Raw genomic sequence first — 18,931 nt, 5'->3', positions numbered from 1 at the left:
GTCTTGTTTCACGGTAGTCATTCTGGTTTATCTCCTAGGTGGTTTTCACCCTCACACACAAACCATTAGACACTCTCACCTAAAACAGTTGCGGCTTTACGAGCTAATGGACGGAGAAGCTCGACAACTTTCGCTCCATTTTCCTTGACTTTATCAAACGTCCTTTTTCTCTCTTTTTCGAAAGGCTCGACCCGTTCATTGATCTTCCTAATAATCTCACCAATGAGAGAAAAGACCAGCTGTTCACCTAAATCAAATTGCGAATACTGCCAGGTATTGAAGTCGATAACCCAATAGTCATCCTTGGACAGTTTTTCTTTGATGGCGCATAGCGCAGACGTCTTACCCGAGCCCCAATCACCCTGAATAGCTGCTGTCATTGGTGTCTGACAACGAGTGATGTATTGAGCAAATCCTTCTATATACGAGTTCATTCCGAGCCGATCTACGGGCGACGGCTCGTCGTTGAATCCAACTTCTTTGTCGGTCATAGTGCCTCTTTCATAGTGGGTTAGTTAGCGGCATAAAAGAATCATCGCGCGTTGCCCCCCCCCTGTCAAGCACCTTTGTTTTCCGGCCAGAAATCAGGATTTAGGCGGCGTACACCGAAAACAAAACCGGCGGGCCTACTCCTGCGCGTTATTAGCCGGCTCGCTCACCCGGCGCAGCGCGGGCACCAGCGCCAGAACCGCGAGGAGGGAAAGCACCAGCGCGGCCAGCAAAGCCACCAGCAGCACAGGAGAGAAAGAAGCGTCCAGGGAAACCGAACGCATCTCCATGAGCAGCCAGCCCGCCCCGAAACCGGCCGCCGTTGTGATTGTGGCGATCACCGCCAGCGGCAGCACCGACTCCACCACGAGCATGGCGGCCAGCTGGCGCACCTGCATGCCGCTCAGGCGCAGGGTCAGCAAAGAGCGGCGTCGTTCCAATAACCCCGCGTACGTCGAGACCAGCAGCGACACAATCGCCACCGCAAAAGTCAGCGCGATTCCGGCGTAGACCAGGTACGTCATCGTCTCCACGGTCTTATCCACCGCCACCGCGATGCCGCGCCCACCTGCGAACACGTACACGCCGCCCGGCTCGGTGAGCTGCGCATTCATAAGGACCGTGCGCACGGCCTCAATATCGCCCGGCTCGCGCAGGTTCAGCAGCACCGCGCTCGCCTCCCCGGAAACAAACGCGTTGTAACTTCCCTGCACGGTTTCGGCTAATTGCGTGGCATCAGGAGCTTCGACGACGGCGCCCGGCGCATCCGCCAAATCCCAGAAATTCACGCCCATCACGCCACTGCCCTGGCACGTGAGCCCCACAGCCCGGGCGGCGGTATCGCAGGGAAGCACCACCCAGGACCGCGCGAGATAGGGCACGGTAAGAGCCTGGGCCCCCGGAATATTCGCGGGAATCGCCCGGGCCGCGACCTCGGCCTGCTCCGGGCTGAGGTTCGCGAGCACCGCGGTGGTAGCTGGCATCTTCTCCGCCACGGTCGGTACCTGCGCACCCAGAAAATCCACTTCGGACACCGTGGTAATAAAGAAGGTACCGGCGAAAAGCGCGAGGATCACCCCGGAAACCGAGCGGGCGATCCGCCCCGAATGCACCCGCACGTATTTTTGGCCAATAATCATGGGCGCCCGGCGCGCCCAGCGCGCACTCAGACCGGCCAGCGCGTAGATCAGCCAGCGCGCCGCCACCACCAGGCCGAGCATCATGATGACCAAGGCCACCAGGAAAAGATTTTGTTCGGTGCCGGTGGCGTTATCCGGCTCGCTGGTGACATACAGGTAGCCAAAGATCGCGCAGGCCAGCACGATACCGGCGAAACTGAGCGGAGAAGGGCGGGTGAGAGTGCGGCGTCGTCGTACCACCCCCAGGGGCGTGGCATCGATGCGCCGCAGCCCCCACAGATTCGCTCCCACCACCATCGCAATAATCGCGAGCGCGGTGAGCACGTAGGCCAGCGGCGTAACCGCGAGGGACTCGGCCCAATAGCGCCCGCGCGCCAGCGGAATCTCCGCGAGAAGCGGCCGCGCCGCCGTGAAAAGCGCCGCGCCCAGCACGTACCCGGCCGCCGCTCCCACCAGGGCCTCAAGAATAAGAATCCCGCGCACCTGCTGCCGGGTAGCCCCCACCAGGCGCAAAGTGGCGTAGCGCTGTTCGCGCTGGGCACTGCCGAGCGCCGCCGAAATGGAAATAAGGAAGAGCACCGGGAACAGCAGCACCACCAGGCCGATGAGAAGCAGAATGAAATTCGGGTCGCTTCCGCTGGAGCCGGCCGGCTCGAAGGACGCGAGACTGCGGGCATCCTCCACTTCGCTCAGATCGGTGCCCACCACAGCGAGGAGGTCGTCCGGGCCGTTGGTGAGCTCCTGCGGCAGCGTGCCCCGGTCCACGCGCCCGAAGCGGTTGGCGACCGCGGGATTTGCGCTGGTTTCCAGCAGGGTACGAGTCCCGCGCGAGAGCAGGTATTCGCCGCGGCCCGGCCAGGTAATGCCGTGCAGTTGCGCCGGATTGCTCACCCCCGCCGCGTCCACATACACCACCTCGACCTGCGCTCCACCGATCACCGCAAGGTCATCGATACCGGGGCGATACATTTTTATGTGCGACGACGCCGCAGCTGCGGGCAAATCCGAAACAAAAGGTGCATCGTGCAGGGTGTCCTCCCAGGATTCGGCGGTGCGATCCAGGGTGGCGTGGGTGAAAGCCGCGAAGGCAAGCAGGAGGACGGTTCCGAAAGCGACCGCGCCGGTGATGAGGGCGAGGCGGCCTTTGGTGCGGCTGAGGGATTGGCGTACCACGATCCAGGCCATATGCATGGTTATGCCTCCAGGATTCCGTCGCGGACGATGATCTCGCGGTCCGCGTAGGCGGCGATGGTTGGTTCGTGGGTGACGAGCACCACGGTCATGGCGTGTTCGCGGGCCAGTTGGACCAGGCCGCTCATGACGTATTCGGAGTTGAGGGAATCGAGGGAGCCGGTGGGTTCGTCGGCGAAAAGGATGCTGGGGTGCGGGCTCAGCGCGCGGGCGATGGCGATGCGCTGGGCTTCCCCGCCGGACATTTCGCCAGGCAGGGCCTTCGCGTGGTCCGCCAGGCCGACACGTTCGAGCCAGCGGTACGCGGTGGCATAGGCGGCGCGTTTCTTGGTGCCGCCCAGGAGGAGCGGCACCGCGATATTATCCAGGGCGGTGAGCTCCGGGACGAGCTGGCTGAATTGGAAAACGAAGCCGAAATCCTCGCGGCGCAGCCGAGTGCGGTCGTTATCGGAGAGCGCGGTGAGCTCGCGGGGGTAGGACGCGGCCGCGGCATCCGGGGCGCTGGGCTGGCTCGCGAGCTGGCGTGCGGGCGAAGAATCCGGGGCGCGGCGCGAGTCCGCCGGTGCGCTGTGCCGGTCCGCTGGGGTTGGGCCGAAGTACGTGACCGTGCCGCTATCGGGAAGTTCGATACCGGCCAGGGCATGGAGCAGGGTCGATTTACCCGAGCCGGAGGGCCCCATAATCGCCAGGACTTCCCCGCGGCGAATATCCACGCTGACGCCGCGCAAGGCAGCGGTTTTGCCGTAGCTTTTCGCGAGGTCGCGGGCGGAAAGGATGATATCGCTCGCGGCTGTTGCGGCTGTTGTGCGCGTAGCCGCCGGGCTCATATCCGCGCCGGTCACAGTGGGATTGCTCATAGCTCCTCCTTGAGCTGGTCGAGGCGCGAGGAGGTCAATTGGATCCACCGCAGATCGGCCTCGATATGGAAAATGGCGCTGTCGAGAAGAAGTTTTTCGGCCAGCGGGGCATTCTGTTTGCGAGTGGTGAGTTCACGCATGCGCTGCTGATGGGTGGCACGCTGCGCTTTGAGATAGCTAGAGGCATCTCCGGTGACGAGGAGCGAGAGAATCGTTTTGAAATAGAGGTCTTCTTGGAGGGCGAGCGCCGGGACTTCCGGGGTGGCCAACCATTCACGCAGCGCGTTTTCCCCGGTAGTGGTGAGAGCGTAGCGCGTGCGGCTCGGGCCACCCGAACTTTCATGAACATCGACCTGCGCCACCTTGGCATCGCGGGCCAGCCGCGCCAGGGTGGCATACACCTGGCCGGCCAAAATCGGCTTATCGCCCGCGAAGTAGCGGTCGTAGAGCTTTTTCAGCTCGTAGCCGTAATTCGGTTCGCGGGTAAGCAAACCGAGGAATGCGTACTGAACTTCCATCCCGATACCAACTATTCACTCAGTAACTAGTTCTACTAGTCACCGAGTGTATAGCGGCCAGTACAGGGAGCGCAAGGAGCGTGGGAGCCGTAGCGAAAACTAAGTGCACCGGGCGGGTTGCGGTGATAGCCACACGGGCACGCGGGGCGGCAGGCGCGGCGTCGTCGTTACTACCGCAGGTCAAGGAGGCAAAAACCGCAAACGATTTTCCCACTCAGTTTGCGTCGCGCGGATTTTGCCATTACTCTTTCAACCATGGCTTTCAACACCGCTGCATTCGTATCCGCCTCCATGGCTCTGGGTACCTGCATGTGTATGTGCATGCGAATGTGCATGTGCCGCTAAATTCAGTTAGCGCATTTTCATCGCCGCATCGCCCGTAGTGGGCACAATTCCCTTATTTTTCGGATAGCAATATCCGTAGTTTCACGCACCCAAAAATGGATTAACTATGCCTAAAACTCTATCTTTTGCCACCCGAGTCGTTAACGATTACTCCGCATCGCGCCCGGATGACCAGTACCGCGCGGTGATCCCGCCTATTTATTTGGCCTCCACGTTCGAGCAGCCCACCGACGGCTCGGCCGGACCGTACGGGTATCAGCGCAGCTCCAACCCGACCCGCGGCTCCGTCGAATCCGCGGTCGCGTACGTGGAAGGCGCCGAGCACGCCCTGGCTTTCGCCACCGGAATGGCTGCAACCGCAACGGTATTTTCCTCCCTGACCACAGGCGACCGGGTTTTACTTACCTCCTCGGTGTACGGAGGCACGTTCCTCTTTGTTGATGAATTTTTCGCACGCCGCGGGATAACCGCCGAGTTCGTCGACGATTTCAACGAGCTGACCGAGATTCCCGAGGATACCGCGCTGGTATTTCTGGAATCGCCTACGAATCCCACCCTGCGGGTGACCGATATTTCTCATGTTGTGACTTTGGCGAAAAAAGTTAATGCCAAGGTTGTTGTTGATAATACGTTCTCAACCGCCTACTTGCAAAAGCCCCTGGAACTGGGCGCAGACGCCGTGGTTTATTCGGGAACGAAGTATTTCGGTGGGCACTCGGACGTTTTAGCGGGCTTCATTTTAACGAACGACGACGCCTGGTATGCCAGCCTGAAAATAGCCTCCAAGGCGCTGGGTAATCCCCTCTCCCCTTTCGATTCTTATTCGATTCTGCGCGGGTTGAAAACGCTTGTTATCAGGCTCGACCGGCAGCAAGAAAACGCCGCAATCCTGCGGGACTACCTTGAAAATCACCCGGCAGTTTCGCGAGTATTGGCTCCGGGCTGGTATTCCCCCAAAGAAAAGGAGATTCACGCCCGTCAGTCGAAGGGCGACGGCGCGCTCTTCGCCTTTGAGCTCGCTGAAGGTATCGACTTCCACACCTTCGCGAAGAATTTGAAGCTTATGCGCTTCGCGGTTTCCCTGGGCTCCGTGGAAACTCTCATCTGCCACCCGGCAAGCATGATCCACGAAAATCTCACCCCGGAAGAACGCGAAAAGGCGGGCATCTCTGATCGCCTGCTGCGCTTATCCGTTGGCATTGAGGATGCTCACGATCTCAAGGCCGACCTAGAAAATGCCCTGTCCGCTATCAACTAAGGGAACCATCAGGTACCCAAACTATTAATCACCCCAACCATCAATTAAGGGAACCACAATGAAGAAAATAATTAAGGTGCTGGCTGCCGGCCTTGCCGCTGCGACCGTACTGAGCGGTTGCGGCGCCAAGAAAGACGCGCTCGCCCAGGTAGAAGAATCCGGAAAACTCAAAGTGGGTATCGAAGGAACCTTCGTGCCCTACGGCTACCACGACGAGTCGGGCAAACTGGTGGGCTTTGAGGTGGAAATCGCCAAGCTCATCGCCCAAGACCTCGGCGTTGAACCCGAATTCGTTGAGACAAAATGGGATTCGCTCATTGCCGGCCTTGATACGGGCAAATATGACATCGTCATCAATAACATTAACCCGACCGAAGAACGCCGGCAGAAATACGATTTCACCAACCCTTACGCCATTTCTCGTTCCGAGATTCTGGTGAAAAAGGGCGCCGGTATTACCAAGCTGGAGGATCTGAAAGGCAAGAAGTGCGCCCAGACTCCGTCTTCTGACTACGGTCAGACTGCCGCCGCGGCCGGAGCCGAGATTGTACCCACCCAAGGTTTTTCGGAATCAACCCAGCTGGTCATTAACGGCCAGGCAGACTGCACGGTCAACGACGTGGTGACGGTTTCTGACTTCCTGAAGAAGACCACCGCAACCGATCTGGACGGCATCAAAGTTCCCGGCGGCGAGCCGGTCCAGATTTCGGTCATGCTAGCCAAGGGCTCCGATCCCCTCAAGGACAAACTCAACGAATCTATTGCCAAGGGCCTCAGCAACGGCTCGTACGCACAGATTTTCGAAAAGTACATCGGCGAAGATATTTCGCCTAACTAAGCCCATATAAAAGGTACGTCATGAATACGATCACGCTATGGCTCGAGTCTTTTCCGCAACTCTTAGAAGCCACGTTAAAAGTTACGATTCCGCTTTCGCTCATCTCTTTCGCGATTGCGCTCGTGTTGGGCATCATCACCGCCCAGTTGAGGCTATCGAAGAGTCGGATAGCTCGAGCCATAGCGTGGTTCTACGTGTGGATTTTCCGCGGCACCCCGCTCCTCGTGCAGCTATTCATTGTCTTTTTCGGGCTACCCAAGGTTGGTATCACGCTATCGGCCTGGCTCGCCGCGATCATCACTTTTTCCCTCAACACCGGCGCGTATATCTCCGAGGGAATCCGCGGGGCGCAACTCTCCATCCCCTCCGGCCAGTGGGAGGCCGCATCCACCTTGCGGCTCACGCATTGGCAAACACTGCGGCACGTTATTGGCCCGCAGATCTGGCGAATCGCCCTGCCCTCGATCAGTAACGAGTTCGTGAACCTGGTGAAATCAACGTCGCTGGCATCCGTTATTACTATTTCCGATGTTTTCCAGATCGGCCAGCAAATCACCGCGCGCGTCTATGAGCCGCTGGTGCTGTACGTTGAAGTTGCCGCGATTTACCTCGCTATCTGCACCCTGCTGACCTGGCTGCAGGCATACCTAGAAAAGAAAACCTCCAAGCACGTGGTGAAAAATGATTGAGATTAAAGACCTAGCTAAAACCTTCGGCACTGATATCCACGCCTTAGGGGGCGTCACCGCGAGCTTTTCGCCCGGCAAGACGACCGTGATCGTGGGCCCATCCGGTTCCGGTAAATCCACGCTGCTGCGCACGCTGAACCTGCTGGAGATCCCCAATTCCGGGAGCATTCGGGTTGAGGATTTCTCGCTTAGCTTCCCCGCCCAGGTCACGCGGGCAGATAAAGAAAAAATCCGTTCGCATTCCGCGATGGTTTTCCAGGGTTTTCACCTATTCCCGCACCTGACCGTGCGCGAGAACGTTGAACTTGCGCCACGACTGCACGGAAAAAACCAGAAAGCCGCGCGGGCCGACAGCGAATTATTACTTGAGCGAGTTGGCCTCAGCGCGAAAACAGATGCGTATCCTGCCGAGCTTTCTGGCGGCCAGGCCCAGCGGGCGGCAATCGCCCGGGCACTAGCCATGCGCCCGAAGTATCTTTTATGCGACGAACCAACCTCAGCGCTGGATCCGGAGCTCGCCGCCGAGGTGTCCAAGGTTCTTTCCGAACTAGCCAGCCAGGGGCAAGGCTTGATCGTGGTGAGTCACGATATGAATTTCACCAGGCGCGTGGCCGACCAGGTGGTTTTCTTGGACGCGGGCCATATCCAGTACGAGGGCGCCCCGGAAGATTTCTTCACATCCACGAACGAGCGCATCGTGAAATTCCTATCGGTGTACGACCCGTCAGAAAACCTGTAGGGCGCGGCGCGCGGTTTGCGGCCCCGGGCGGTTTCTGGCGCGGCGCGGCTTGCGGTGATAGCCAGGCGGGCGCGCGGCCCGGCAGGCGCGGCGTCGTCGTACTAACATAGCGCGCACCTGCGCGCGTTCCTAGGCGTTATCCGCTTCCCATTCGCCGAACGTGCGGCCGTCATCCGCGAGCCATTCGCGCCGGCCGTTCGAGGAGCGCCCCAGGATCACCGCGGCCGCGGTGGAAGGCGAGCCGAAGGCAATATCGCGGGTGAGAACCGCAGTGCCGCCGGAAATTTTTATGGAACCATCGTCGACGAGCTTGTGATGCAGCGCGGCGTAGCTGGTGTAGGAGCGGAGCGTCGATTCGGAGGCGCCGCGCAGCTGCCATTCGGCGACGACGCGCGAACCTTTGAGAACGAAGTACTCGCCATCTACCAGCTGCATCGTGGCATCCACCCCTTTATTGGCCTGGCGCAAGTGGAATAGCGCGGACGTGGGCGCGGGCGTTTCGGGAGCGGGAGCAGCGGGAATCGTGGAACGCGAACGCAGCACATTCACGCCGAGAATCGGAAGAATGACCTTGACGTTATCCAGGAAAGATTCCGCCGAGGCCTGCTGCCCCTCCGAAAGCTTGCGCAGCCGCGGGACCTGCTTGTTATCGGGCATGGAACAGCGCTCGGCGGCCTGGGCAATATCCACGAGGCGCGACTCCAGGTAACCCCAATGCCCTTCGTTGAAAGATTTTTGCATGCTGCCGATAATGACGACCCGGTTCCATTGCGGTTTGCGCTGGTCGTGGGTGCGCAGGCGCTCGCTGAAATTTTCGGTTTTACCGATGTAGCACCAGGTGTTATCGATGGCGTCCGGGTCCGCGCCGAGGAGGAGGTAGACGCCGTTGCCGTGGGCGTCTTCGCGGCGCAGCAGTTCCGATAACTGGTCGCGGCGTGCAGATACGACGACGCCCGTCCAGTCGGCGATGCTTGCCGTCATGATCCCGCCGGGCGTGCCATCCACCAAGAACAGCTCAATCGCTTTGCCTCGCGCCATGCCACCAGTGCCTTTCCGTGGGTTCTATCAGGGGTTTACCTAGACGCGGCTGCGTTCCGCGCCTAGGTTCCCCCGATGTGCCGATGCTCCTCTCAGATTCTATGTGAAAGTGCAGCAGCTGCGACTGGGCACGACTATCGCCACGCAATTAGTCGCGTAGCCTCCGTAGGCTTATGCTTCCCACGCTGATGAGGACGCCAGCGAGAACGGCCAAAGGCAGGGTAACTGCGCCGGTATGGGCCAAGCTCGTGCCAGTGCCGCCTGTATTACGCGGGTGGTTCGGGGTGGGCGAGGTTGGTGGTTCTGTTCGTGCTGGTGGAGTAGCTGTTAGCGACGGAATCGTGGTTGGTGTTGGCGTGAGACTCGGTGTTGGAGTAGAGCTCGGTAACGGAGTGAGTAGGGCCGGCGGCGGAGTGTTCACACCTGACGTTGGGGTCGGGTCGGGAGCGGGTTCCTCTTCTTCCTCATCCTTGGGTTCGGAAGGCTCAGGTTTGTCAATAGGTTCCGGCGGGCACAATTCATTGGCACTCAGCACCTTCGAGGCGACTACGTCTTCCGTATCCTGAGTTCGCGCAATTAGCGATAATTTAGTTCCCGCAACCAAGTTATCGCTTGGGACGTTGAGGTCGAGATTCTCAAAGGTTGTCGATTCGCCGAAGTAGCTATCGCCAATCTTAAGCCGATACGTAGGGACGCGGTTTTCTACGGCTGGAGTGGTAACTCCAATATTTTTCCATTCGCCCCAGCGCGTCTCGCGCGCAAGGTACGTTATCGTTACCGGCTTGGCAGCTTGGGCATCGCTCGTTAGGTCAAGTTCACCGTCACAATTAAAGTAATGTGGTATGCCCAGAGTAACTTTGGGATTGCCCTCCTCATCTCTGACGATGAGCGCGGATTGAATTGGATTCGCGGGTTGCCACTTGCAGTTATAGGTATCATTGATGCGTAGCTTCAGAAAGGGCGCCGCGAAGCTAGGCTTGCCATGCCCACCCGCGAGAACGACCTTCATGGAGAGTTTGAGGCGGTACTTCCGTTTCGTTTCCGTCACACTAAGCCTGGTTTCGCCCTTATCACAACCCGTATTAATGCTGATTCGTGAGAATTTCTGAATGCTCCCCCTGCCGTATTCCGCATTCTCATTACTCCCCACACCAAGGGCCACTGGGGTGGCCATACCCAAAGAGAGGAAAGCGATAGCAACTCCCGCGATTGATCGGAGCAAGAGATCCTTCATTCATTCACCCCAATTCCAGGACAAATAATGGTTCATTCATATCTCCAGTGTTGTTCCGCGCCTCGCAGTAGGTGGCAGTGTGGAATTCGCACAGTTCCACATATCCAACGAGCAGGGACGACACGGGCGCAACACCTAAATCGTTTTACATGTTAACACGCAAACATACTTAGTTTTGGGACTAAATATAGTGATATAAGGGCGATATATTTCCAATATGTTTATATTTGATTCTTACCCCATCTCTTGACCATTCCGCGCGCCACTATAGCATTGCAGCTAGCTTAGAACACACTCCCGCCTGGGCAAATACACCCATCCACCAATACCGCTAGCAAGCCCCGCAATTTGGCTGCCAAATAGTAAAAAGCGGCAAATATTTCGCTGTGACGAATTTACCACCGGCGATGAGCGCCCAAGAAGAATGCGGCCCTATGAAACTGAATGAACACTGTAAGTACGGCAGGAAGCTTCATTAAGAAGCCTGATGACTACCTCGGAGTGCGCCGCATGCGGCAGCCTTCGGAGGCCATCTAAGCGGCATAAGTGACGTAAGCGATGATCCAACTTGCACAACAGAACCTGTCCAATCCGCACAACAGAAAACGTCCAACTTGCACAATAAAAACGGTCCAACTTGCACAACTGGCGTGTTAACATGTGATACGAGAGTGAAAGGAAGGTATCCATATGGGGGATTCTTCAGCCCATCCAGCCTATTTACCTCGGGTAACCGACAGCCTGCTGGCGCGAAAACTCAAAGCGGCTGGAGCTGTACATATTCAAGGTCCGAAGTGGTGCGGCAAAACCGCCACCGCACAACAGGCAGCAGCGAGCGCTATCTACTTGCAAGACCCTGATCGTTCCGCTGATTATCTTCAGCTCGCTTTCTCAAAACCCTCTCTCCTTCTGGAAGGGAAAAGCCCGCGTCTGATTGATGAATGGCAGATGGCTCCGCAGCTCTGGGATGCAGTGCGCTACGCCATTGATAGGGAGCATGGCCGCGGCAGATTTATTTTGACGGGTTCGTCGACGCCGCGCCAATCTGAGATGCCAAGCCACTCGGGTATTGGAAGATTCGCGCGGATCACTATGCGCACCATGTCCCTGTGGGAAACGCGGGAATCAAGTGGCGTGGTTTCTCTTACCGAGCTTTTTGATGGCCAGCACGATATCGGTGCTTTAGTTGATTTTGATATCGAACGAATTGCTTTCACAATTTGCCGGGGTGGCTGGCCCGAAGCCGTCACCGAAAAGGATGAGGGCACCGCTCTTGATATGGCGAAAGAGTATATCCAACTTCTCTTAGATATCGATATTGCGCAGATCGACGGAGTTAACAGAAACCGCACCTGGGCGCAGGCAATTTTGCGTTCCTACGCCCGCAATATTTCTTCTCAGGCGACGCTGGCTACCATCGCGCAGGATATGCAGGGAGAACCGCCCGCGCGCAATACCGTTTCTGATTACGTGGACGCTTTGAACAGAGCCTTTGTATTCGAAGATTTACCCGCGTGGAATCCGCGCTTACGTTCAAAGACAGCAGTTCGCACCAGCCCTACGCGCCATTTCTGTGATCCGTCGCTAGCCGCCGTTATGCTCAACGCCACCCCGAAGAGGCTTTTGACCGATTGGGAAACTTTCGGGCTTCTTTTTGAATCGCTGTGCGTGCATGATCTGCGTGTTTATGTTGACGCGTTGGGCGGTCAGGTCTACCACTATCGCGATAAAACAGGCCTAGAAGCCGACGCCGTCCTGGTCTTAGATGATGGACGCTGGGCCTTGGTTGAGGTGAAACTTGGGGAACAATCAATCGACGAAGCCGCCGACCACCTCAAAAAACTCGCACAACGCATCAATACCTCCCACGAGGGTGAACCCGCATTCTTGCTTGTCGTCACCGGAACCCAAGTGGCTTATCGGCGTGACGACGGCGTGCTGGTCGCGCCCTTGGCAGCGCTTAAGCCTTAACAGGCCCTTACTTTCGCCGACGAGACGCAACGATAGAATTCACAGCAATACGGAGGTGAGATGTGAACGAGCGTAATTTCGGGTTTCCATCGCCATCCCCCCCCCCCGAGAATCACGCCCCTCGTCAAGCGTTTAGCGCTCATAGGTTGTTCTCAGCTTGTTGCCGTCGGCTTGTTTTACTGCGTGGTGGAAACGAGTGCGGCTACCTCCTCTTTTGCGTCAGTGTTAGAAATGAGCTTCCTGACTATATTGGCCAGCTTCTTCCTCAGGAACGACGTCATCACTGCTCTGGTAGTAGCTTGCATGTTACTCACGCTCATATCTCTCGCCTTCATTGGAGTACTTATGCGTAAGCACGGACTATCCCTCTTCGCTACGCTTTCCAGCATCACTCTGGGCTTGTTGTTGTATTTCCCAACCGCCGGTGGTGCGTTGTTTCCACACGCACATAAGATGCCGCCAATATCTTTTGGGCTCTTTCTGCTTTTCGCGGTGCCTCTCGCAGTAGTCACCTGCGGGCGGCTGATTCATAAACACTACTCACACACAAACCATTAGACACTCTCTCGGCGCCAGCTCGGGAGTAGGAGTTATTCGCTAGGCTACGTCCCTTCTGCACAGAAGAAAGATGCCCAGAGAAGCGCAAACCACCAGCCAGCAAATTATGAAAATCAAAGCTACTAAGCCTGAATGCAGCGTGTTAACCCCGGGCGAAGATAGAACGCTAAGCACTTCAGTTCTGTCCAACGCTGCCGGAAGTGAACCAATATTCCCAGTCAAAGTGAACCCGTGCAAGACTTTGAAGAAGCCCGAAGATCCGGACAACATTCCAATGCCAAGCGTTTCAATGCCGAAGGTCCAGCCAAGGCCGAGCATCACAGCACCCAATATCGACCTGGTCAAATACCCGAACAAAGACCCCAAGATTGCATATGAGAAGAGCCCGAGAGCCGTGGCGCCAAGACCCAACATCGTTCCGCCGAAATCAAAGCCGAATCCCACGCCTCGAATAGCAGTGAAAATAGTGGAGCACATAGCCGCTGCAATAAAAGAACACAAGGCCATAACCAAGGAGACGACCGCCATGGTGACCAATCGGCTGATTCCAAGCCACCAGCGCTTGGGGATTCTTGCCAAAAGGACACCCAAGGTCCTTGACTCGTAGTCACTGCAGACCAGGATGGCTCCCACGGCCACGCCAACGGGGATGCCGTAAAGAGGGACAGAAGCTGTCACGTATTCACCCAACACCGACAATTCGAAGCCTGCGCGTAGAGCTTCAGCAGCTTCGGGTCCGATTGCGTCGGTCGCAGTGCGGTAGACGATGTACGGAATTACATAAGCAAAAATCACGATTTGGAGAACCCAGATGAGCACAGCTATCCGAATCGCCGGCCTAAGGGTCGCCGCCTTCACATCTGTGCGAACGATCTGCCACAAATCTGTTGATGAGCTTTTCTGGACACTAACAGAACTCATTTCACTGCTCCTTCTGAGTCATCGACAGATAGGCGGCTTCCAGGGAGTCTCGTCTTTTGACGGACCCGACCTCGATATCCTCCTTAACTAGGACCTTGACCAGATCGGATGCAGTCACATCCTCCGGCAGATAGGCAAGGAGGATTGACCCCTCGACCTTCACCTTGACACCCATACCCTCCAAAAGCTGTGAAGCCTTAGCCGGATCCCCCACCTGCAGCTCTAATGGAGCCTTACCGTTGAACTGTTGGCGAAGCTGCTCTGGCGTACCGTTAGCCACAAGTTTGCCCGAGTCCAGGACGGTGACGGTGTCGCAAACTTGCTCAATCTCTCCTAGCAGATGGCTGGAAAGCAAGATTGTGGTTCCAGAATCCCGAAGGATCCTCATCAAATCTCTGGTTTCCGCAATCGCCTGCGGGTCCAGGCCATTGACCGGCTCATCAAGAATCAGCAACTCGGGCTTGCCCAGAAGGGCAATGGCTATTCCGAGCCGCTGCTTCATGCCGAGAGAGTATCCTGAGGCCTTATCTTCAGCGCGATTGGCCAATCCAACAAGTTCGAGGACACGCTCACATTCAGCACTGTCCACACCAAAATATCCGGCAAATAGAGCCAAATTTTGCCTTCCATTAAGGTGTTTATAGAAGGCGGGCATTTCAATCAGTCCACCCACCTTGTGGGCCATCTGCCCGGCAGGATGGCCGAATACATTAACGATGCCGGATGTGGGTCGAATCAGATTAAATAGGCACTTCATCAACGTAGTTTTACCGGCCCCATTCCTACCCACCAGCCCATGAATGGCACCCTTTTCTACAGTGAAATCGAGGCCATCAAGCGCCACCGTTCCTGTCCGGTAGGTTTTACTCAGGCCATGACAGTCCACAACTTTTTCCATTGGCTCTCCTATAGCTTTGCACCAGTTCACCTTCAGGGCCGGCACTGAAATCACTGTGCCTACCGGCTAGCAGGCGTCCAGTTTCTTCCATTTCCTGATCTTAGTGCGAAACGTTGTAAACGGGGCGACCGTGTTGATATGCACCCACTTCCACACCGGCCACGCCGACGGCGTGGAAGACGCCCACGCCCGCTGACCCGGCTCGAACAATTCCGCTTCAGTGAGGCCACCAACCATCTTGACCACTTCTCCGAGCAAGGTCCCGAACTGGTCAATCAAATCTTCAGCAGGTTCGTGTTCCCAACGTTGATAGAACGATTCATACAAGCCACCCAACTGATTCCACTTATAGCCAGGAGCCGGAGTCACCACGTCAAGACCGGCTTGTTCGTCACGTTCCCAGCTAAGCAGTAATTCCATCCAGCCCACCTGGTAGGCAATCATCTGCCGGGGCGTGCGGTCAACACCATCAACCAGCCGATCCCAGCCATCATCGGGCACGTCCGCGAACTCGCCGAGAAATAGACTGCCGCGTTTAGCGATCTCTACCTGCAGCTGGCTGCCAGATTCATATGATCTCACCGCGCACCTCCTTGTGAAGCAGCGTTATTTTCACGCTCCGTTAGCGCGTTCAACCCTGGATACGCATTTTACAAGGGGAAACACGATACGCGCTAACGCAAAATCCCAACCCGCTAACGTAGTCGATTTTTTACACCCCCTTGGGGCATACTCGCTAACGCAAACGCCTACTTATCAAATCCGACGTCTAAGTGGAGCCACCTGAGAGAATCGAACTCTCGACCTATTCATTACGAGTGAATCGCTCTGCCGACTGAGCTAAGGTGGCACGCTGCCTGCGGCTAGCTGCGTATGCGGCCAGTTCACAAGGCAACAGATGCATACTACCCGGCCGGTGCGCGGGCATGCAAACCCCGGTGCCGTGAGCTAGCGAACGTTGAGGGCGGGATAGGGCGACCGAGCGGCAGGCGCGTCGTCGTCGTAAAAAGAAAGGAAAGAAAAGTGTTGCCCCCCGGGGCGAGAGTCACATGAACTCGCCTCGGGGAGCAACATGGGGATTACAACATCCCCAGATGAGCACACCGACCACCACAACCGGCGGCTCAGGTCTATAAAGTTTTTTGACAATCAGCCCTGCTTGAAAGCCCATTCAAGAATGGCCGCGTCAGCACATACAAGCATAACGCCCCGGCACTAAGGGAGCAAAGAATTACGTTCCCTATTTATGTGTACAACTTCACTACGGGACCGTAACTTCGTGAAATTTGTAGCAATTCCATGCTGGCCTGGGACGATAGGCCGATATTAAGCGCACCCCGGCCCGCTCAGCCCGCTCACCTCGGCGTTCACCACGCCTTGCTCACCCCAGCCGCTCGCCGCGAATCGCGCGCTCACTAGGCTAGCGCGCCGGGCAATTCAGATTTTCCGGAACGGCTCCGGTGAGGTAGAACTGCCGAATTGGGTCGTCGATGCATCGGCCCGCGGTCCCGAAAGCGGTGTGCCCATCGCCCTCCCAGGTGACCAGCACGCCAGATTCCAAATCCTCGGCGAGGGACTTCGCCCATGCCTGCGGGGTGGCCGGGTCGTACTTGGTGCCAATCACGACGATGGGCGCCGCGCCGGCCGCGCGGAACGGCCCCGGATTCTCCTTCGCCTGGGTGGGCCACACCTGGCACAAATCCGAACCCGCGTAAGCATCCCCGAGCAGCGGACCGCCCTTGGTTGCCCGCGAGGCTTCCTCCAGTTCCGCATCCGTGGCGGGCCGGTAATCCGCGCAATTAATAGCCCAATTCGCTTCCGTGGAATTATCCAAGAAATGCCCGTCGCCCGGATCGCGGCTCTGCCCGGTCAGGGCGATGAGCTGGAGAACCGTTCCCTTATTTTGCTTATCGACCTCCGAAATTCCCTCCATGAGCACCGGCCACAGCATCTTGCTGTAGAACGGGATGGTGAAAGCCGATAGCGCCTGCGCGCCGGTAAGCGGCATGCTCGGATTCCCGGTGGGGATGGGAGTGGCGGTTGCGGCGTCGATGATACCGCGCATATGCGCGATGCCCTCATCCACACTCCCCTTCAACGGGCAGCGCGACCCCTGTTCCTGCTGGCACCATTCCACGAAACGGCGCGCGGATTCTTCGAAACCACGCGTTTGATCGGTGGCGAGGCGGGCCGTACCCAGGGTGGTGTCGACGGCGCCGTCGAGCACCATGCGCCCCACCTGAGCAGGGAAAAGATCCGCGTACTGCGCACCCAGGAACGTGCCGTACGAATAGCCCAGGTAGTTGAGCGAGCGATCCCCGACCAGGTGGCGCAGCACATCGAGATCCCGCGCCGCCGAACGGGTATCAACGCACTTGAGATACTCGCCGTTTTTCTCCTTGCAGCGTTCGGCCACCCGCCGCGCATCCGCGGCCTCCTTCGCGCCCGCCTCCGGATCGGAATCCGGGTAGGTGGTATCCACGAGCTGCTGCAATTCCGCATCCGTGAAACAGGTTATCGGGGTGGATTCGCCCACCCCGCGCGGATCAAAACCGATGACATTATATTTTTCGACAACATCCTTGCCCAGAGAAATCGAGGCCGTGGGGAGCAACTCAAGACCCGAACCACCCGGGCCACCAGGATTAATAAAAATAGAGCCGACGGCGCTGCCACTCGCCTCTTGTTTGCGCATCGATAATTCGATGGTCGCCCCTTCCGGGTCCTCATAATTCATGGGAACCTGGACGCGAGCGCATTGATCTTTGCCGCAGGAGGTCCATTCCACCCGCTGCTCATAAAACCGGGCGAGCTGCGCCGGATATTCGGGCAACCCGCCGGTGGAGGCATTGCCGGTGCCGCCACGCACCAGGGCATTATTGGCACACCCGGAGACTAAAAGCAGCACGGCGCCGAGAGCAGCAAGAGTTCTTTTCACGTGTCTAGCGTACGGGAGCAAGCTGGTAATAGGCAGGAGGCCGCCATAATTTCGCTAGCCGTGCAATTACTGCATTTTCGCGTCTCGGGCATTGCGCGGGCACTCACCCTCTGACAGACTAAATGTGACGCTCACTACACATATTGAGAATGTCGCGTCCACGCCCCAACCTGCGTGCCCACGTAAAGGAGGAAGAATGAAGGCTATTCGCTACTACGGCAAGGAAGACGTCCGGCTTGAGGATATTCCTGAACCTGAACTCCGGCCGGGAACCGTGAAGATTTCCCTGGCGTACAACGGTATTTGCGGCTCTGATCTGCACCTATATTTCCACGGAGTCATGCCACCGGCTCCCTCGGCCGATGAACCCCACCCCATTTCCGGAGAAACTCTTCCGGTGGTTTTTGGCCACGAATTCTCCGGAACTGTGGATGAAGTTGGCGAAGGCGTCACCAAGGTGAAGGCCGGTGACCGCGTTGCCGTGGAACCCTTTATGGTGTGCGGGGAATGCCCGGCCTGTAAGAAGGGCATGTACAACCTCTGCGAAAAGATGGGATTCATTGGAATCTCCGGGCGCGGGGGTGGCCTGGCTGAAAAGATCGTGGTGGAGGAACGCTGGGTTCATAACGTTGGCGATATTCCGCTCGATCAGGCCGCTCTGATCGAGCCGCTTTCCGTTGGCCATCACGCGGTTGCGCATGCCGGCGCCGCTTTCGGCAAGGCCGAAGGCAAGGTTGCCGTGGTGGGCGGGGCCGGACCGATTGGGCTGCTCACCGCCGCGGTCCTCAAGGCTTACGGCGTGAAGACCATCGTGTCCGAACCTTCCGAAATTCGCCGTAACAAGCTCAAGGAAGTGGGGGTTGCCGATCTGATCGTCAATCCCGCGGAAGAGGATCTGCTGGAGAAGGTGAAGGAATTTACCGACGGCGTGCTCGCGGACTTCGCTTTCGATTGCGCCGGGATTTCCGCGGTGGCCGATCAGCTTCTCAGCGTTCTCACCACCGGCGGGCACCTCGAAGTGGTGGCCCTGCACGTCCATCCCTTCGAACTGGATCTCATGGGCGCCATTATGATGCCCGAACGCTCCATTAGCGCGTGCATTGGCTACTGCAATGATCACGAACCGTCCATCAAGCTGGTGCAGGAAGGCAAGGTAAATCTGGAGCCGCTCATCACCTCGAAGATCACCGCTGATCGCATTGTCGAGGATGGCTACAAGCGCCTGCAGGGCAACCCGGGCGAAGTGAAGATCCTTGTTTCGATGAAGTAGCTCGATGGGGTAAGGAGCTAGCGCGCTAGCGGGCGTCCGC

16 protein-coding genes and 1 tRNA gene are annotated in these 18,931 nt (G+C 57.6%); 6 read left to right on the top strand and 11 right to left on the bottom strand.

Features of this window, described 5'->3' with window-relative positions; all coding sequences use genetic code 11:
- Window positions 1-65: 65 nt before the first annotated feature.
- From ACRQHG_RS08460 to ACRQHG_RS08445, 4 genes are all read right to left on the bottom strand, one after another.
- A complete protein-coding gene (locus ACRQHG_RS08460) occupies window positions 66-491 on the bottom strand; it encodes a P-loop NTPase fold protein (RefSeq protein WP_435719924.1) in 426 nt (141 codons plus the stop codon).
- Between the two features lie 135 nt (window positions 492-626).
- Window positions 627-2,813 carry an FtsX-like permease family protein gene (locus ACRQHG_RS08455; RefSeq protein WP_435713478.1) on the bottom strand — a complete coding sequence of 729 codons (2,187 nt, stop codon included), beginning with the start codon at window positions 2,811-2,813 and terminating at the stop codon, window positions 627-629.
- 8 nt (window positions 2,814-2,821) lie between these two features.
- Window positions 2,822-3,646 carry an ABC transporter ATP-binding protein gene (locus ACRQHG_RS08450; RefSeq protein ID WP_284897598.1) on the bottom strand — a complete coding sequence of 275 codons (825 nt, stop codon included), beginning with the start codon at window positions 3,644-3,646 and terminating at the stop codon, window positions 2,822-2,824.
- 26 nt (window positions 3,647-3,672) lie between these two features.
- Complete coding sequence (locus ACRQHG_RS08445) at window positions 3,673-4,194, bottom strand: PadR family transcriptional regulator (RefSeq protein ID WP_284897589.1); 522 nt, start codon at window positions 4,192-4,194, stop codon at window positions 3,673-3,675.
- 451 nt (window positions 4,195-4,645) lie between these two features.
- On the opposite strand from ACRQHG_RS08445, the gene ACRQHG_RS08440 reads away from it, so the two are divergent.
- Genes ACRQHG_RS08440 through ACRQHG_RS08425 form a run of 4 tightly spaced genes read left to right on the top strand, consistent with a single transcriptional unit; the run spans window position 4,646 to window position 8,063 of the window.
- Window positions 4,646-5,797, top strand: coding sequence for a trans-sulfuration enzyme family protein (locus tag ACRQHG_RS08440; protein ID WP_284897591.1), 1,152 nt, complete (start codon window positions 4,646-4,648; stop codon window positions 5,795-5,797).
- A 58-nt stretch (window positions 5,798-5,855) separates the two neighbouring features.
- Window positions 5,856-6,635: a transporter substrate-binding domain-containing protein gene (locus ACRQHG_RS08435; protein ID WP_284897593.1), complete on the top strand. Its 780-nt coding sequence runs from the start codon at window positions 5,856-5,858 to the stop codon at window positions 6,633-6,635.
- Between the two features lie 20 nt (window positions 6,636-6,655).
- The gene (locus ACRQHG_RS08430) at window positions 6,656-7,324 is read left to right on the top strand and encodes an amino acid ABC transporter permease (RefSeq protein WP_026429043.1); all 669 of its coding nucleotides are present in this window, start codon (window positions 6,656-6,658) and stop codon (window positions 7,322-7,324) included.
- Window positions 7,317-8,063 (top strand): amino acid ABC transporter ATP-binding protein, encoded by a 747-nt coding sequence (locus ACRQHG_RS08425; RefSeq protein WP_284897595.1) that lies wholly within the window; start codon window positions 7,317-7,319, stop codon window positions 8,061-8,063. The genes ACRQHG_RS08430 and ACRQHG_RS08425 overlap by 8 nt, the downstream gene beginning before the upstream one ends.
- Window positions 8,064-8,192: 129 nt before the next feature.
- On the opposite strand, the gene ACRQHG_RS08420 is transcribed toward ACRQHG_RS08425, so the two are convergent.
- Window positions 8,193-9,101, bottom strand: coding sequence for a GIY-YIG nuclease family protein (locus ACRQHG_RS08420; protein ID WP_284883483.1), 909 nt, complete (start codon window positions 9,099-9,101; stop codon window positions 8,193-8,195).
- Between the two features lie 148 nt (window positions 9,102-9,249).
- Window positions 9,250-10,335 carry a hypothetical protein gene (locus tag ACRQHG_RS08415; protein WP_284883482.1) on the bottom strand — a complete coding sequence of 362 codons (1,086 nt, stop codon included), beginning with the start codon at window positions 10,333-10,335 and terminating at the stop codon, window positions 9,250-9,252.
- Window positions 10,336-11,025: 690 nt separating this feature from the next.
- Here ACRQHG_RS08415 and ACRQHG_RS08410 point away from each other — a divergent pair.
- A complete protein-coding gene (locus ACRQHG_RS08410) occupies window positions 11,026-12,306 on the top strand; it encodes an ATP-binding protein (protein ID WP_284883481.1) in 1,281 nt (426 codons plus the stop codon).
- A 597-nt stretch (window positions 12,307-12,903) separates the two neighbouring features.
- Here the strand turns inward: ACRQHG_RS08410 and ACRQHG_RS08405 are convergent.
- The 5 genes from ACRQHG_RS08405 to ACRQHG_RS08385 form a co-directional block, all read right to left on the bottom strand.
- Window positions 12,904-13,785: a hypothetical protein gene (locus ACRQHG_RS08405; RefSeq protein ID WP_284883480.1), complete on the bottom strand. Its 882-nt coding sequence runs from the start codon at window positions 13,783-13,785 to the stop codon at window positions 12,904-12,906.
- Window position 13,786: 1 nt separating this feature from the next.
- Window positions 13,787-14,683 (bottom strand): ABC transporter ATP-binding protein, encoded by an 897-nt coding sequence (locus tag ACRQHG_RS08400; protein ID WP_284883479.1) that lies wholly within the window; start codon window positions 14,681-14,683, stop codon window positions 13,787-13,789.
- Between the two features lie 66 nt (window positions 14,684-14,749).
- Window positions 14,750-15,265 carry a ClbS/DfsB family four-helix bundle protein gene (locus ACRQHG_RS08395; protein ID WP_284896972.1) on the bottom strand — a complete coding sequence of 172 codons (516 nt, stop codon included), beginning with the start codon at window positions 15,263-15,265 and terminating at the stop codon, window positions 14,750-14,752.
- A 192-nt stretch (window positions 15,266-15,457) separates the two neighbouring features.
- A tRNA-Thr gene (locus ACRQHG_RS08390) sits at window positions 15,458-15,533 on the bottom strand.
- 570 nt (window positions 15,534-16,103) lie between these two features.
- A complete protein-coding gene (locus ACRQHG_RS08385) occupies window positions 16,104-17,621 on the bottom strand; it encodes an alpha/beta hydrolase (RefSeq protein WP_284883424.1) in 1,518 nt (505 codons plus the stop codon).
- 196 nt (window positions 17,622-17,817) lie between these two features.
- On the opposite strand from ACRQHG_RS08385, the gene ACRQHG_RS08380 reads away from it, so the two are divergent.
- The gene (locus ACRQHG_RS08380; protein WP_284883421.1) at window positions 17,818-18,891 is read left to right on the top strand and encodes a 2,3-butanediol dehydrogenase; all 1,074 of its coding nucleotides are present in this window, start codon (window positions 17,818-17,820) and stop codon (window positions 18,889-18,891) included.
- The last annotated feature ends 40 nt before the right edge of the window (window positions 18,892-18,931 follow it).

The organism is Actinotignum vesiculae, from assembly GCF_051267215.1.
GTDB classification, from domain to species: Bacteria; Actinomycetota; Actinomycetes; order Actinomycetales; family Actinomycetaceae; genus Actinotignum; species Actinotignum schaalii.
The sequence above is the reverse complement of the archived record's forward strand: the minus strand, read 5'-3'. Positions and strand labels throughout refer to the sequence as shown.